Here is a 14,242-nt window from a genome sequence, read left to right on the forward strand (position 1 = left end):
CGCCTGCCCATGGCCCAGCGGTACTTCCTCTTCTGATGCACCCTGCCCTGCTCCTCCTCACCGACTCCCGCCTGCCGGCCGGCGGCCACGCCCACTCGGGCGGCACCGAACAGGCCGTCACCTCGGGGGCGGTGCACGACGTGCCCTCACTCGCGCGCTTCCTGCGCGGCCGCCTCCACACGGCGGGCGCGCTCGCGGCCGCCCTCGCCGCCGCCGCCTGCGCCCAAGCCGCCGGTACGCCGCCCGCCACCGCCCCACCACACCGGCACCTGACCGGGGAGGCCGGAAAGGCCGAGAAGACCTGGGACGCCGACAAGACCTGCAAGGCCGATGCGACTCACGAGGCCGACGAGACCGGCGACGCCGATGCCCGGGAGGCGCGGGGTGACGCGGATCCGTGGGTGCTGCTCGACAGGGAGGTGGACGCCAGGACCGCCTCCCCCGCTCAGCGGGACGCCTCCAGGACGCAGGGCAGGCTGTTGCTCAGGGTCGCCCGGCGGGTGTGGCCGTCGCCGGTGCTGGACGAGCTGGCGCGGGCCGTACCGCATCCGCACCATCCGGTCGCGCTCGGGGTGGCGGCGCACGCGGCGGGAGCGGCACCCGAGGACGCCGCGCTGGCGGCGGCGTACCACGCGGTCAGCGGCCCGGCCACGGCGGCGGTACGCCTGCTCGGCCTGGACCCGGTCGCCGTGCACGGCCTGCTGGCCGACCTCACGCCCGCGCTGCGCACCGTGGCCACCGCCGCCTGCCTGACCGTCACGACCCAGCACCCCGACCCCGCACACCCACAACCCGGACTCGCACACCCACAACCCCACCCCGAGAACGCGCACGGGTATCCGGATCTCACAGACGCACCCCCGCAACCCGACCCCACCGGTGACAGCGTGCGGCCGGATTTGGCAGCGGCCCCGGCCGCGCAGCTCGGCAACGTCCAAGTGCGCTGGGCGGCGCTGCCTGCCTACTCGGCGCCAGCCCTTGACCTTCTGGCCGAGCAGCATGCCCGGGCCGAGATCAGGTTGTTCGTCTCCTAGGAAAGGACCTCGACGATGGGCATCCAACACGACGATCACCACCACGCCCCCGACGGGCGGGGCAGGGCGCTGCGGCTCGGGGTCGGCGGCCCCGTGGGCAGCGGCAAGACGGCCCTGGTCGCCGCGCTGTGCCGGGCGCTTGGCCCGTCGCTGTCGCTGGGCGTGGTGACGAACGACATCTACACCACCGAGGACGCCGACTTCCTGCGCGGTGCGGGCGTACTCGACGAGGAGCGCATCCTGGCCGTGGAGACCGGCTGCTGCCCCCACACCGCCATCCGCGACGACATCGCCGCGAACCTCGACGCCGTGGAGACGCTGGAATACCGTTTCGGGCCGCTGGACCTGGTGATCGTGGAGAGCGGCGGCGACAACCTGACGGCGACGTTCAGCCGAGGGCTGGCCGACCGGCAGATCTTCGTACTGGACGTGTCGGGCGGCGACAAGGTTCCGCGCAAGGGCGGACCGGGGGTCACGGCGGCGGACCTGCTGGTGGTCAACAAGACCGACCTTGCTTCGATGGTGGGCGCCGACCTGGGCGTGATGGCGCGTGACGCGTCGGCTGTTCGGGGCGAGCGGCCGGTCATGTTCACCTCGATCAGGCGGGACCCGGCGGTCGGCGACGTGGCCGGCTGGGTCGCGGAGCAGGTGCGCGCCTGGTCGCACGCCCACCCGGCGCCCCTCCCCTGATGCCCGGGAACACGGCCCACCGAGCCACCGGCCGCACGGACACCCCACACGCCGGCACCGGCTCGGGGCGCCGGGTCATGCGGGCGTGCGCCGCCGTGGCGACCGCGTCGGGGCCGGACGGCACGCCCGTTCTGCGGCGGCTGGCCTCGGCGCCGCCGCTGACGTTGCGCCAGACCGGCCCGTGCGCCGTCCACCTCGTCTCCACCGCGGCGGGCCCGCTCGGCGGCGACCGGCTCGCCCTGGACCTTGACGTCGCCCCGCACACCACGCTGGAGCTGGGCTCGGTCGCGAGCACGCTGGTCCTGCCCGGCGAGGGCGTGTCGGAGCTCCTGGTCACCGCCCGGGTGGGCGCGGGCGCCACGCTCCGCTTCGCGCCGGAGCCGACCGTGCTCGCCGCCGGATGCGAGCACCGCCTGCTGGTACGGCTGGCGCTGGAGCCGGACGCGAGCGTGCTGTGGCGGGAGGAGATCGTCTTCGGCCGGTACGGTGAGGCGTCGGGCCGCTGCCATGCCCGCTTCGACGTCACCTGCGGCGGCCTGCCGCTGCTCAGGCAGGAGTTCGTGGTCGGTGAGCCGGCCCTCGACGCCTCCCCCGCCGTCTATGGCGCGGCCCGTTGCGTCGGCAACACGTTCCTCACGGCGTCCGCTGGGGAAACGGTCGTGGCCGACGGGGTCGCCGTGCTGCCGCTGGCCTTGTCCGGCACGCTGGTCTCCGCTCTGGCCGCCGACGCCGTCCAGCTGCGGTCAAGGCTGGAGTGGGGAGAGCGGGCAGCTCGCACGTCAATGACAGCGGTCGCCGCCGGAGAGAGGGAAGCGGGCGGCTCGCGAATCGATGACAGCGGTCGCCGCCGGATCGGGGGCGGGCGGCTCGCGGATCGGTGATGGCTTCGTCGCGTGATGTAGCGGGTTCCGTGGATGCCGCTGGTGGCGGGGCGGGGTCCGGCTTACCCTGATCGTGTGGCCGATTATCCGCAGCCCGCGCCCACCAGGCCGCGCGCCCGCCGCGGCGCACCGCTGGGCGTCGTGATCGCGGGCGCCCTGCTGATGTCCTGCGCGGTCCTGCCGTGGGCCGGGGTGGAGGCGCGCAGCGAGCTCATCGGTGGTGCGGTCGCCGATGACGTCCGCGGCGTCGACGCGACGGCCGGGGTCTACACCCTGGTGGCCGGGCTGGCGGCGCTGGCGTGCGGGTTCGCCGGGGTGCTCGGGCGTGCCCGGCTGGCCGCGCTGGCCGCCGTCCCGGGAGGCGCGGCGGTGGTGGTGCTGGTGTCGTTCGTGACCGGCGACCGTGGCCTGCGCGATCGGGTCTCCGTCGATCTCGGCGACCTGCTGTCGATCGAGCCGGTGATCAGGTTCGGCTGGTTCGCGGCGCTGGCGTCGGCCGTCGCGGTGATCCTCCTGGCCGTCGCGGCTCTGCTGCGCCGTGGCTGACGACCCCGGCCGGGGCGATCGTGGGCTCGGCGATGGGAGTGTGCCTGACCGGCAGGTCGTCCTCCGTCCAGCGCCACGAACGGCACTTGCGCGGCCGTCCGCGGGGCGCCGGTGGTCACCTTCATCCCGGTGCGGTCCAGCCCATCTGCGCAGACAACCGGGTGGTTGATTCGAGCAGCATCTCGGCGCAGTGGCGGGCCTCCTCCCGGAAGCGCTCGGCCGGGCCGCTGACGCTGACGACGGCCAGCGGCCTGCCGTGGTGGTCGAGGATGGGGGCGGCGACGGAGGCCGCGCCCGGCATGCGCTCCGAGAACGACTGGGCGTAGCCCGCCTCGCGGATCGCCGCGAGTTCCCTGCGAAGCGTGGCCTTGTCCACGATGGTGTTGCCGGTCAGCGGCTCGAGCGGGCCGTACGACAGATAGTCCTCGATCTCCTCGCCGGTCAGGAACGCCAGGAACGCCTTCGACGAGCCGCCCGCGTGCAGCGGGTGGGCGACGCCCAGGCTGACGCTCATGATGACCTCACGGGCCGGGGTCACCTGGTCGACGTAGACGCGGTGACGCCCGGTGCGGATGGACAGCGTGGCGGTCTCGTCGGTGCGCCGGGACAGCGTGACCAGTTCGGGCCCGGCGATGCGGCGTACGTCGATCCGGTCGAGGCAGGCCAGGCCCAGGCGCATCGCGCCGGCTCCGAGCGAGTAGCGCCGGGTCGCGGGGTCGAGTTCGACGAGCCCGCGTACGCGCAGCGAGGCGAGGATGCGGTGCACCGCGGCCTTGGACATGCCGAGCGCCTCGGCGATCTCGGTCACCCCGAGCGTGTCGGAGGGGGTCTCGGCGAAGTGCATCAGCACATGGGCGGCGCGCTCCACCGAGGCGATGACCTGTCCGGCGTGCTCCCTTCCTGGTGCCGCACCAGAGCTTTTCGTCGGCATCTGTCCTCCTGGGGACGGTCGGGGCGCTTGGTGGCCGGCTCTCACGCCTCGGGCACGGTACCGGACGAGCGCGTACTCCGGGTATGCTCTCGCGCGAGCGGACCTGTTCCACACACCGTAACGCCGTTTCACAGTGTGGCGAGTTCCCGGCCCGCGCACGCAGCCACCTGAGGAGGCCGATTCGTGGAGGCAGCGCAGATCGTCCCGGACGCCGATCCGCCACCGCCGAGGACACCGGAGCGCCGCACCACGGCAAGCCGCCGGGTGGCGAGGTGCACGTCCGAGGGAGTCGTGTGATGGCGGGTACGACGCTCTGGCGGCAACTCGACGGCGCCGAGGTCGTGGACCTCGCCCAGCCCATGCGGACGGGCATGCCGCAGTCGCCGAACCATCCGAGGTTCAGGATGGTCATCGAGCGCCGCCACGGCGACATGGTGCGCGAGGACGGCGGGTCGGCCGCCAACGAGCTGATCGTGACCGGCGGGCACGTGGGCACCCACGTCGACGCGCTCGGCCACGTCTCCCACGACGGGCACGCGTACGGCGGGGTCGAGGTCGCGGGCATCCAGTCGCACCAGGGGCTGTCCCGGCTCGGCATCGAGACCTTCCCCCCGTACGTGGGGCGCGGCGTGCTGCTCGACGTGACCGCCGTGCACGGCGTGGACGTGCTGCCACCCGGATATGAGGTGACCCGGGACGATTTGGAGGCGGCGCTGGACAGGACGGGCGTGGCGATCCGGCCCGGCGACGCGGTGCTGATCGGCACCGGCTGGTCGCTCGAATGGGACCGGCCGTCCCGGTTCGTCGGCGAGGAGGGCGGCGTGCCCGGGCCCGGCGCCGACGCCGCCCGCTGGCTGGTCGAGCGGGGCGTCAGGGTGGCCGGCGGCGAGACCATCGCGTTCGAGCACATCGCGGCCGGACGCGGCCACGCCACGCTGCCGGTGCACCGCATCCTCCTGGTGGAGGCCGGGGTGAACATCGTGGAGACCATGCGGCTGACCCGGCTGCGCGAGCTCGGCGCGACCGAGTTCCTGCTGGTGATCAACCCGCTGCACGTCGTCGGCGCCACCGGCGCCCCCGTACGGCCGCTCGCGGTGCTCGGTCCATGACCGGCGCCCCCTCCACCCCCGGCGCTCCCTGGGGACGCCCGCCACACCGGGTCCGGCCGGTTCCGCCGGGGCGGCCGCTGTGACCATCGTGACCGCCCTCGCCGAGTTCGCCGCGCACGCCCGTACGGGGCTGCCCGCGCCGGTCATGGAGGACGTCACGGGTCGCGTGCTCGACATGTTCGGCAACGGTCTGGCCGCCCTGGAGCTCACCGGCCACGACGAGCCGCACGAGGCGGTGCGGCGGCTGGCCGACCGGTGGGGCGGAGCCGGCGAGTCCTCCGTGCTCGGCCACCCGCTCGCGCTTCCCGCGCCGTCGGCCGCCCTGGTCAACGGCACGCTCGCGCACGCGCTCGACTTCGACGACACGCACCTGCCCTCGGTGCTCCACCCGTCCGCCTCCGTCGTGCCCGCCGCGCTGGCGGTCGCGGAGTCGGCGCGCGCGTCCGGGGCGGCGCTGTGCCAGGCCATCGCCGTCGGCAACGAGATCACCAACCGGCTCGGCATGGCCTCCTACCTGCCCGAGCTGCGCAACTCACTGTTCTTCGAGAAGGGCTGGCACGCCACGTCCATCTGCGGCACCGTCGGCGCCGCCGCCGCGTCGGCCCTGCTCATGGACCTGGACGCCGGCGGCATCGCGGCGGCCATGGGCATCGCCGCGAGCATGGGAGCCGGGGTCATCGAGGCCAATCGCACCGGCGGCACCGTCAAGCGCGTCCACTGCGGCTGGGCGGCCCACGCGGGCGTCGTCGCCGCCATGATGGCCGCCGAGGGGGTGACCGGGCCACCGACGGTCTTCGAGGGACGTTTCGGCTTCTTCCAGGCGTTCCTCGACGGGCGTTACGACGCGGCCGCGATCACCGACGGGCTCGGCGAGCGGTGGGAACTGCTGCGCACCGTCTACAAGCCGTACCCGTCCAACCATTTCACCCATCCCGGCATCGACGCGGCGCTCGCGCTGCGGGTGCAGGGGTTGCGGGCCGAGGACGTGGCGGAGATCGAGCTGGGCGTGGCGGCCGCGCCGCTGCGCACGATCGGCGAGCCGTACGAGGAGAAGGTGCGGCCCCGGACTCCGTACCATGCCAAGTTCTCGGGGCCGTACACGGTGGCCAGCGCGCTGGTCGGCGGCGGCGGGCTCGGGCTGCACCTCGACGACTTCACCGAGGCCGCCTTCCGCGACGAGAAGCGGCTCGCCCTGGCCGCTCGGGTGCGGGTGGTGGCCGACGAGGTGTGCACGGAGGAGTTCCCGCTGGCGTTCTCGGCCGTGCTGCGCGTCCGCACCAAGGACGGGCGGCGGCTGGAGCATCGGGTGCACAGTTCGCGGGGCGGGCCCGAGCATCCGCTGAGCATGGACGAGCTGGAGGAGAAGTATCGGCTGAACGCCTCGCGCGTGCTCCCGCCGGAGGCCGTCACGGCGCTCGCCCGGCAGGTCCGCGGGCTGGCCGGCCGCGACGACGTCACCGGCCTGCTCCAGCCGGCCCTCGGCGCCACCCGCCCGCCGTCGCCCGCACCGGACTGAGCGGCGCCGCGGCACGCCTGCCAGGGCCGCCTGTCAGTCGTAGAAGCCCAGGCGGCGCAGCTGCTTCGGGTCGCGCTGCCAGTCTTTCGCCACGCTGATGCGCAGGTCGAGAAAGACCCGGGTGCCCAGCAGCCCCTCGATCTGCTGGCGAGCCTTGGTGCCGACCTCGCGCAGCCGCGAACCCTTGTGCCCGATGACGATCGCCTTCTGGGACGGCCGCTCCACGAACAGGTGCGCGTAGATGTCGAGCAGGTCGTCGCGCCCTTCCCTGGGCAGCATCTCGTCCACGACGACGGCGATCGAGTGGGGCAGCTCGTCACGCACGCCCTCCAGCGCCGCCTCCCTGATCAGCTCGCCGACCAGGATCTGCTCGGGCTCGTCGGTGAGCCGGCCGTCCTCGTAAAGCGGCGGCGACTCGGGCATGTGCTCGATCAGCACGTCGGCCAGCACGTCGAGCTGTTCACCCGACTGCGCCGACACGGGCACGATGGCGGCGAACTCCCCAACCTCCGAGACCGCCAGCAGCTGCTCGGCGATCTGCTCCTTGCTCGCCAGGTCGCACTTGGTCACCACCGCGACGACCGGAGTCTTCTTCACCGCCGCCAGCTTGTCGGCGATGAACCGGTCGCCCTTGCCGATCGGCTCGTTGGCCGGCACGCAGAAACCGATCGCGTCGACCTCGGTCAGCGTGGACAGCACCAGGCTGTCGAGCCGCTCGCCGAGCAGCGTGCGCGGGCGGTGCAGCCCCGGCGTGTCGACGATGATGAGCTGGGCGTCGGGACGGTGCACGATGCCCCTGATGACGCGCCTGGTGGTCTGCGGCTTGGACGAGGTGATCGCCACCTTGCTGCCGACGAGGGCGTTCATCAGAGTGGACTTGCCGACGTTCGGCCTCCCCACGAAGCAGGCGAATCCGGCGCGATGGCTGTCTGGCGAAGTCACACTGTGCATTGTGGCCTATCGACCGACGTGTTCACGCCACCAGGCGAACGCCTCCGGCGCCACGAGCGGGGTCCACGGGGTCGTCTCGAGCCCGGCGAGCTCCTGCTCCGACACCCAGCGGAAGTCGTCGATCTCCACGCCGTCGGGTTGGGGACGCCCGGCGACGACCGCGCAGGCGTACGCCGCGATGACGTAGCCGACCCGGTGGCCGTTGGGGTAGACGGTGCGGAACTCGGGGCCGCCGTACACGCCGATCAGTCCCCGCGCCTCGATCTCGAGGCCGAGCTCCTCGTGCAACTCTCTGACCACGGCGTCCGCCGGCCGCTCGTCGGGGTCGATGCCGCCGCCCGGCGCCGCCCAGAGCCCCACGTCGCCGTGCCGGGCCACCAGGAGCCTGCCCTCGTCGTCGAACACGAAGCCGGCGGCCGACGGCAGCATCAGCAGGTCGGTGCCGACCTTCTCCCGCAGTCGCGCCAGAAAGGGCGACATCGGCATGTCAGCCCCGCACCGTGCCGTCGGGGCCCGCCACGAGCAGCGCCTTGACGCCCAGCTCGGCGGCCGCGGCCTCGTCGGCGGAGCTCGGCCCGCCCTCGCTCACCAGAGCGGCGGCCTCCAGCGACCGCGCCCCGCTGGAGATCGCCATGGCCACCGCGACCTGCACGGCCGACAGCGTCAGCGCCTCCAGCGCCACGTTGGTCGCCGCGTAGGTGCGGCCGGTCTCGTCGCGCACGGCGGCTCCTTCCGCGGAGCCGTTGCGGGCCCTTGCGGACCGGGCCAAAAGGATGATCTTGCTGTCTTCCGGATCGAGAGTCACGGGAACAGGCTAACGAGTGATCCGCCGGGCGGACGACGGCGAGGGGTCAGCCGTAGCGGTCCCCCGCCGTGGTGACCTCAGCGGTCCCCCGCCATGCCGGCCTCAGCGGTCCCCCGCCATGGTGATGGCCGCGTCGACCATCGCACGGGTACGCCCGGCGTCCACGTCCTCCAGACCGGTGTGCACCACCGACACCAGCGTGTCGCCGGCCCGCGACAGCACCACGTCCATCGCGTACGGGTAGCCGTTCAGCCGGCCGGCCAGCCGTGCCCCCACGGCCTCGTCCCCGACGTCCTCGATCGGCAGCTCCCGCGAGCGCAGGTCGGTGCCGGAGGGGGAGCTGACGCGCCGGCACGACTCCAGCGCGTCGGCCAGCTCGTCGAGGTGGTCGGCCGCCTCGCCACCGGTGTACCTGGCGAGCGCGACCCCGGCCTGCTCGCCCAGGTTGTCGCCGGCATAGCTGACCGCCGCCTGGGCGGTCAGCGCCTGGCTCGGGGCCCGTCCCTCCGCGGGGCGGAGCATGGTGCGGCAGTTCTTGCCCGCCTTGTCGAACGGTATCCGCCACGCCTCCCCCGGCCTGGGCGTGAACCCGTCGGGCAGCCGAGGCTCCTCGCTGAGCACCGCGCGCAACTGCGCCATGGCCCTCGGGTCAAGGTGGCTCCCCGCTGCCCCGCCCCCGCCGCATCCGGCCAGGACGCAGGCCAGCAGCCCGCAGCCGACGATCCCTCGTTCGCGCCTCATGATTCCCCCTGGTCGCAGCCTCCCCAACCGGCGAAAGCAGCAATCCACCGAAATTCCCACCAACCCGCAAAAAGGGTGTTCTCATCCGGTTTCCTGGACGAGAACACCCTTGCGCCGACCGACGTCACAACCCCCTAGCAGGCTGTGACGCCGTCGCCCCCCGGAGCGCCAGCCTGCCGCGAACCCCATCCGGCTTCTGGCGCTCCCTGACACCCACCGCACTGGATGTCCTGGTGAGAAGACTGCCGTGCGGAGCTTGCAGATCACTTGTAGAACGCTTGCGGCATCCATCCGTATACGTCCCGCTCGCGGGTCACTCCCGCTCGGCGGCGGCGGGAACGGCCTCGTCCTCAGGAGGTGTCACCCGGCGCACCACCACGGTGCTGATGCGGTTGCGGCGTCCCGCGAGGCTCTCGGCGGTCAGCGAGAGCCCGGCCACCTGCGCGTGCGAGCCGGCGATCGGCACCCGCCCTAGCGCGTGGGCCAGCAGGCCGCCCACCGTCTCCACGTCGTCGACCTCGATCTCCCTGTCGAACAGCTCGCCGAGCTCGTCGACCGGCATGCGCGCGGTCACCCGCATGCCACCGTCGGGCATGGGCTCGACGCGCGGCGCCTCCTGGTCGTACTCGTCGGTGATCTCGCCGACGATCTCCTCCAGGACGTCCTCGATCGTGACCAGGCCCGCCGTCCCGCCGTACTCGTCGATGACGATCGCGATGTGGATCTGCCTGGCCTGCATCTCCCGCATGAGCTGGTCGATGGGTTTGCTCTCGGGCACGTACGCGGCCGGACGCATGATCGACTCGACGGTGTCCTTGCCACCGCCCTCGCCCGACTCGTGGATCTTGCGGGCGATGTCCTTCAGGTAGGCGATGCCGACGACGTCGTCCTCGTTCTCGCCCACGACCGGGATGCGGGAGAACCCGCTCCGCAACGCCAGCGACAGGGCCTGGCTGATCGTCTTGCCGCGCTCGATGTAGACCATGTCGGTGCGGGGCACCATGACCTCGCGCACCAGCGTGTCACCCAGCTCGAAGACCGAGTGGATCATCTCGCGCTCGTCGGGCTCGATCACCCTGCGCTCCTCGGCCAGGTCGACCAGGTCACGCAGCTCGGCCTCCGAGGTGAACGGCCCGTCGCGGAACCCCTTGCCGGGGGTCAGCGCGTTGCCGAGCAGGATGAGCAGCTTGGGCAGGGGGCCGAAGATGCGGGTCAGGCCGTACACGATCGGGGCGCTGGCCAGCGCGACCGGTTCGGCGTGCTGGCGGCCCAGCGTACGCGGCATGACCCCGACCACCACGTAACTGATCACGATCATCACGACGGCGGCCCAGACGTAGGCCCAGCCCTGGTCGTGCATGAGGTCGATGAACAGCAGGGTGGCGATGACCGTGGCGACCAGCTCGCAGCTCAACCTGAGCAGCAGCAGCAGGTTGAGGTAGCGCGGCGGGTCGTTGACGATGGCCTGCAGCCGCGCCGCGCCACGCCAGCTCTCACGCGCGTATTCCTCGGCGCGCACCCTGGAGATGCGCGTCAGTGCCGTTTCCGCACTGGCGATCAGGCCACCGATGATCACGAGGGCGATGGCCAGCAACAACCAGGCGTTCACCGCGAGTTGCGCACCTCCTGCCACGACTCGAGGAGCCGGGCCTGCAAGCCGAACATCTCCTTGTGCTCCTCAGGCTCGGCGTGGTCGTAGCCGAGCAGGTGGAGGATGCCGTGGGTGCACAGCAACTCCAGCTCGTCGGCGGTGCCGTGGCCCGCCTCCGCCGCCTGCCTGGCGGCCACGTGCGGACAGAGCACGACGTCGCCCAAAAGCGCGGGGTCGGCGGCGCCGTCGGCCTCGCCGCGCGCGCCGCCGCCGGGACGCAGCTCGTCCATCGGGAAGGCCAGCACGTCGGTCGGGCCCGGCTCACCCATCCACTTCTCGTGCAACTCGGCCATGGCGTCTTCGTCGACCATCACGATGGACAGCTCGGCGAGCGGGTTGATGCCCATCTCGCCGAGCACGTGGGCGGCCAGCGCGCCGAGAGACTCCTCGTCGACCTCGACGCCGGACTCGTTGTTCAGCTCAATGCTCACGGTCGCTCACCCGCCGCTTCCCCCGCTGCTGGACGGGCTTCAGCTCCTGGGCGGCCCGGGAGGCGTCGTAGCGCCCGTAGGCGTCGACGATGTCGCTCACCAGCTTGTGGCGTACGACGTCGGAGCTGGTCAGCCGGGAGAAGTGGATGTCGGGGATGCCGTCGAGGATCTCCTGCACCACCCTCAGCCCGCTCACCGTGCCCGCGGGCAGGTCGACCTGCGTCACGTCGCCCGTCACCACGATCTTGGAGTTGAACCCGAGCCGGGTGAGGAACATCTTCATCTGCTCGGCCGAGGAGTTTTGCGCCTCGTCGAGGATGATGAACGCGTCATTGAGCGTTCGTCCGCGCATGTACGCGAGTGGCGCGACCTCGATCGTGCCCGCGGCCATCAGCTTGGGGATCGAGTCGGGGTCGATCATGTCGTGCAGCGCGTCGTAGAGCGGCCGCAGGTAGGGGTCGATCTTCTCGTAGAGGGTGCCGGGCAGGAAGCCGAGCCGCTCGCCCGCCTCGACCGCGGGCCGGGTCAGGATGATCCGGTTGACCCGCTTCTCCTGCAGCGCCCGCACGGCCTTGGCCATCGCGAGATAGGTCTTGCCGGTGCCCGCGGGGCCGATGCCGAACACGACCGTGTGCTTGTCGATCGCGTCGACGTAGCGCTTCTGGTTGACCGTCTTCGGCCTGATGGTGCGGCCGCGGGAGGAGAGGATGTCGAGGGAGAGCACCTCGGCGGGGCGGTCGGAGGTCATGCGGAGCATGGCGATGCTGCGCTCGACCGCGTCGGGCGTGAGCTCACCGCCGCTGCGCAGCACCTCGACGAGCTCCTCGAAGAGCCGCACCACGGTGCCGCTCTCGTCGGGGGAGCCCGTGACGGTGATCTCGTTGCCGCGTACGTGGATGTCGGCCTTGAAGGCGCCCTCGATGACGCGGAGCAGCTCGTCACGGGAGCCGAGGAGGCTGACCATCGGGTATTCGTCCGGAATCAGCACCTTGGCTTGTGTGCGCGAGGGAGGTGCCGTGCGTCGGGATTCGTGTAGTTCGGACATGGGCAGGCCCGCGGCCTGATGCCTCCCGGTCTCTTTCGGTGTCTTCTGAGCCCATCGTATCCGGGACGACGCCGATTGCTCGCGCCAATATCACCGGGTTGGGCATCAGAGGTCCGGCTATCCCGGCGGCCACGTCAGCGCACGCCCGCCCAGGACGTGGGCGTGCACGTGGAAGACGGTCTGCCCGGCGCCCGGCCCGGTGTTGAACACCACGCGGTAGCCCTCCTCTGCCACGCCCTCCATGACGGCCACGGCGTGGGCGGCCTTGAGCACCTCGTCGGCCAGCCCGTCGTCGGCGTCGGCGAGCGCCGCCGCGTCGGAGTAGTGCCCCTTCGGGATGACCAGCACGTGGGTGGGGGCCTGCGGGTTGATGTCGCGGAACGCCAGTGCCCTGCCGGTCTCGTAGACGATCTCGGCCGGGATCTCCTTGGCCACGATTTTGCAGAAGAGGCAGTCGTTCACACCGGTACCCTATCGACAGCCTCGCCGTCAGGAGTCCGTTGCGAATCGGTAATCAGCTGTGTCGTGCGCAGGAAGATCCACGAGGTTAGGGTGAGTGTGCGACACTTCAGCAAAAAAGAACACGATTCAGGGTCGGGCGAGCGCCACCTGGCGAGGAACACGACTGGGTAATGCACCCTAAGGAACCGGGGAAACCTCAAGAACCGGAAGAGCGTAAACCCTCTGGGAAGGCCGCGCGTCCCACTGATGTGACCACCGAAACCCTTCTGGCCGACAGGTCGATGGGGGCGGTGCCGGTCGGGTGGGATGCCGACATGGCCGTTACCGCGCTCTACAGCGCGCACTTCCGGTCGTTGGTGCGTCTCGCTGTGTTGCTGGTGCGCGACATAGCAACCGCTGAGGAAGTCGTGCAGGATGCGTTCGTCGCCATTCATGGTGCCTGGCGTAGGCTGCGTGATCCCGACAAAGCACTCGCCTACCTGCGTCAATCCGTCGTCAACCGGTCCCGTTCCGTGCTGCGTCACCGCGCGGTCGTCGAGAAGTACGCTCCAAAGGGCCTGCCTGACGCCCCGAGCGCCGAGAACGGCGCGATCGGCGAGCTGGAACGCTCCGCCGTCATCGAGGCGTTACGAGCCCTGCCGACCCGACAGAGAGAAGCACTGGTCCTACGCTATTACGGTGATCTGTCCGAAGCTGAGATCGCCCACGCCATGGGCATCAGCAAGGGGGCGGTCAAGAGCCACACCGCTCGTGGCATGGCCGCGTTGCGATCCGTTCTGGAGAAAATGTCATGACCCAGCCCCCCGACGAGTACGGCGACGCGCTGCGTCGCGCGCTCCGCGCGGAGGCGGATGCGGTCGTGCCCTCGCCGGAAGGACTGGAGATCATCCGTGCTCGCATCGAGCGGCGCGGCGTTCGTAACCTGTTCTGGTGGCGTGCGGGGGCGGCCGCCGCCAGTGCCCTTCTCGTGGCGGGAACGATCGTGATGATGGTTCCCGGGCTGCGCTCCCAGATCACCGAGGAAAGTTCCGTCCAGCCCGCCGGTGTCGAGTCCACCGAGGTCCCGTCCAACTCCTCCACCACCCGCTCGCACGAGCCCTCGCCGAAGAAGCCCGTTCCCTCGCGCTCCGAGGTCGTCTTCGTGCCGCCGGAGTCGAGGTCCCCGACGCCGCGGGCCTCCAAGACGGCCGACTCGACCAGGGCGCCGTCGCCCTCGCCCAGCCCCACGCCCACCACGTGCCCGTCGACGACCGTCGAGCCGGCCGAACCGGCGGCCGACTGCCCCACGAGCACCCTCAGCCCGACGCCCACCCCAGAAGAGACGTCAATGGAGCCCACGGCCTGCCCGCTGGAGGAGTGCCCGCCCGGCGACGTCGTCGAAGAGACGCCCACCGCCGGCAGCAGCCCGCTCCTCGACGCCTCCCAGCCGGCGCCCTGACGGTCCTCAGA

The 14,242-nt window shown here is 71.7% G+C and carries 17 protein-coding genes; 8 read left to right on the top strand and 9 right to left on the bottom strand.

The window, feature by feature from the left end:
* The first annotated feature begins 35 nt into the window (after nt 1-35).
* The 4 genes from E1292_RS52300 to E1292_RS26910 all read left to right on the top strand — a co-directional run bounded on the left by E1292_RS52300 (nt 36) and on the right by E1292_RS26910 (nt 3,151).
* A complete protein-coding gene (locus E1292_RS52300) occupies nt 36-1,034 on the top strand; it encodes an urease accessory protein UreF (RefSeq protein WP_181958297.1) in 999 nt (332 codons plus the stop codon).
* A gap of 15 nt (nt 1,035-1,049) precedes the next feature.
* Entirely contained in the window at nt 1,050-1,724 is a 675-nt protein-coding gene (gene ureG / locus E1292_RS26900) for an urease accessory protein UreG (protein WP_132597991.1), read from the top strand.
* Entirely contained in the window at nt 1,724-2,605 is an 882-nt protein-coding gene (locus tag E1292_RS26905) for an urease accessory protein UreD (protein ID WP_132597992.1), read from the top strand. Before ureG ends, E1292_RS26905 begins: the two co-directional genes overlap by 1 nt.
* Nucleotides 2,606-2,680: 75 nt before the next feature.
* Entirely contained in the window at nt 2,681-3,151 is a 471-nt protein-coding gene (locus E1292_RS26910; RefSeq protein ID WP_132597993.1) for a hypothetical protein, read from the top strand.
* Nucleotides 3,152-3,272: 121 nt separating this feature from the next.
* On the opposite strand, the gene E1292_RS26915 is transcribed toward E1292_RS26910, so the two are convergent.
* Nucleotides 3,273-4,082, bottom strand: a complete 810-nt coding sequence (locus E1292_RS26915; protein WP_132597994.1) for an IclR family transcriptional regulator — start codon at nt 4,080-4,082, stop codon at nt 3,273-3,275.
* Between the two features lie 296 nt (nt 4,083-4,378).
* Between E1292_RS26915 and E1292_RS26920 the strand changes: the two genes are divergently transcribed.
* Both E1292_RS26920 and E1292_RS26925 read left to right on the top strand, forming a co-directional pair.
* Nucleotides 4,379-5,191: a cyclase family protein gene (locus tag E1292_RS26920; protein ID WP_132597995.1), complete on the top strand. Its 813-nt coding sequence runs from the start codon at nt 4,379-4,381 to the stop codon at nt 5,189-5,191.
* Between the two features lie 79 nt (nt 5,192-5,270).
* Nucleotides 5,271-6,707, top strand: coding sequence for an MmgE/PrpD family protein (locus tag E1292_RS26925; protein ID WP_246090353.1), 1,437 nt, complete (start codon nt 5,271-5,273; stop codon nt 6,705-6,707).
* Between the two features lie 33 nt (nt 6,708-6,740).
* Here E1292_RS26925 and era read toward each other — a convergent pair whose 3' ends face one another.
* The 8 genes from era to E1292_RS26965 all read right to left on the bottom strand — a co-directional run bounded on the left by era (nt 6,741) and on the right by E1292_RS26965 (nt 12,793).
* A complete protein-coding gene (era, locus tag E1292_RS26930; protein ID WP_246090354.1) occupies nt 6,741-7,649 on the bottom strand; it encodes a GTPase Era in 909 nt (302 codons plus the stop codon).
* Nucleotides 7,650-7,664: 15 nt separating this feature from the next.
* Nucleotides 7,665-8,144 (bottom strand): NUDIX domain-containing protein, encoded by a 480-nt coding sequence (locus E1292_RS26935; RefSeq protein WP_132597997.1) that lies wholly within the window; start codon nt 8,142-8,144, stop codon nt 7,665-7,667.
* A gap of 1 nt (nt 8,145) precedes the next feature.
* Nucleotides 8,146-8,463 (bottom strand): cytidine deaminase-like protein, encoded by a 318-nt coding sequence (locus E1292_RS26940; RefSeq protein ID WP_132597998.1) that lies wholly within the window; start codon nt 8,461-8,463, stop codon nt 8,146-8,148.
* Between the two features lie 102 nt (nt 8,464-8,565).
* Nucleotides 8,566-9,204, bottom strand: coding sequence for a hypothetical protein (locus E1292_RS51375; protein WP_165974759.1), 639 nt, complete (start codon nt 9,202-9,204; stop codon nt 8,566-8,568).
* Nucleotides 9,205-9,517: 313 nt separating this feature from the next.
* Complete coding sequence (locus tag E1292_RS26950; protein WP_132597999.1) at nt 9,518-10,813, bottom strand: hemolysin family protein; 1,296 nt, start codon at nt 10,811-10,813, stop codon at nt 9,518-9,520.
* Nucleotides 10,810-11,286, bottom strand: a complete 477-nt coding sequence (gene ybeY, locus E1292_RS26955; RefSeq protein WP_132598000.1) for an rRNA maturation RNase YbeY — start codon at nt 11,284-11,286, stop codon at nt 10,810-10,812. The genes E1292_RS26950 and ybeY overlap by 4 nt, the downstream gene beginning before the upstream one ends.
* Nucleotides 11,276-12,331 (bottom strand): PhoH family protein, encoded by a 1,056-nt coding sequence (locus E1292_RS26960; protein WP_132598001.1) that lies wholly within the window; start codon nt 12,329-12,331, stop codon nt 11,276-11,278. The genes ybeY and E1292_RS26960 overlap by 11 nt, the downstream gene beginning before the upstream one ends.
* Nucleotides 12,332-12,448: 117 nt before the next feature.
* Nucleotides 12,449-12,793 carry a histidine triad nucleotide-binding protein gene (locus E1292_RS26965; protein ID WP_132598002.1) on the bottom strand — a complete coding sequence of 115 codons (345 nt, stop codon included), beginning with the start codon at nt 12,791-12,793 and terminating at the stop codon, nt 12,449-12,451.
* 281 nt (nt 12,794-13,074) lie between these two features.
* On the opposite strand from E1292_RS26965, the gene E1292_RS26970 reads away from it, so the two are divergent.
* Together E1292_RS26970 and E1292_RS26975 are read left to right on the top strand one after the other, a co-directional pair.
* Complete coding sequence (locus tag E1292_RS26970) at nt 13,075-13,587, top strand: SigE family RNA polymerase sigma factor (protein WP_080047132.1); 513 nt, start codon at nt 13,075-13,077, stop codon at nt 13,585-13,587.
* Entirely contained in the window at nt 13,584-14,231 is a 648-nt protein-coding gene (locus tag E1292_RS26975; RefSeq protein ID WP_132598003.1) for a hypothetical protein, read from the top strand. The genes E1292_RS26970 and E1292_RS26975 overlap by 4 nt, the downstream gene beginning before the upstream one ends.
* Nucleotides 14,232-14,242: the final 11 nt, after the last annotated feature.

Source organism: Nonomuraea deserti (assembly GCF_004348685.1).
GTDB classification, from domain to species: Bacteria; Actinomycetota; Actinomycetes; order Streptosporangiales; family Streptosporangiaceae; genus Nonomuraea; species Nonomuraea deserti.

Coding starts and splice junctions, on each gene's coding strand:
- E1292_RS52300 (WP_181958297.1), top strand. CDS start 36: ATGCACCCTGCCCTGCTCCTCCTCACCGACTCCCGCCTGCCGGCCGGC.
- ureG (WP_132597991.1), top strand. CDS start 1,050: ATGGGCATCCAACACGACGATCACCACCACGCCCCCGACGGGCGGGGC.
- E1292_RS26905 (WP_132597992.1), top strand. CDS start 1,724: ATGCCCGGGAACACGGCCCACCGAGCCACCGGCCGCACGGACACCCCA.
- E1292_RS26915 (WP_132597994.1), bottom strand. CDS start 4,082: ATGCCGACGAAAAGCTCTGGTGCGGCACCAGGAAGGGAGCACGCCGGA.
- E1292_RS26920 (WP_132597995.1), top strand. CDS start 4,379: ATGGCGGGTACGACGCTCTGGCGGCAACTCGACGGCGCCGAGGTCGTG.
- E1292_RS26935 (WP_132597997.1), bottom strand. CDS start 8,144: ATGCCGATGTCGCCCTTTCTGGCGCGACTGCGGGAGAAGGTCGGCACC.
- E1292_RS51375 (WP_165974759.1), bottom strand. CDS start 9,204: ATGAGGCGCGAACGAGGGATCGTCGGCTGCGGGCTGCTGGCCTGCGTC.
- E1292_RS26960 (WP_132598001.1), bottom strand. CDS start 12,331: ATGTCCGAACTACACGAATCCCGACGCACGGCACCTCCCTCGCGCACA.
- E1292_RS26970 (WP_080047132.1), top strand. CDS start 13,075: ATGGGGGCGGTGCCGGTCGGGTGGGATGCCGACATGGCCGTTACCGCG.
- E1292_RS26975 (WP_132598003.1), top strand. CDS start 13,584: ATGACCCAGCCCCCCGACGAGTACGGCGACGCGCTGCGTCGCGCGCTC.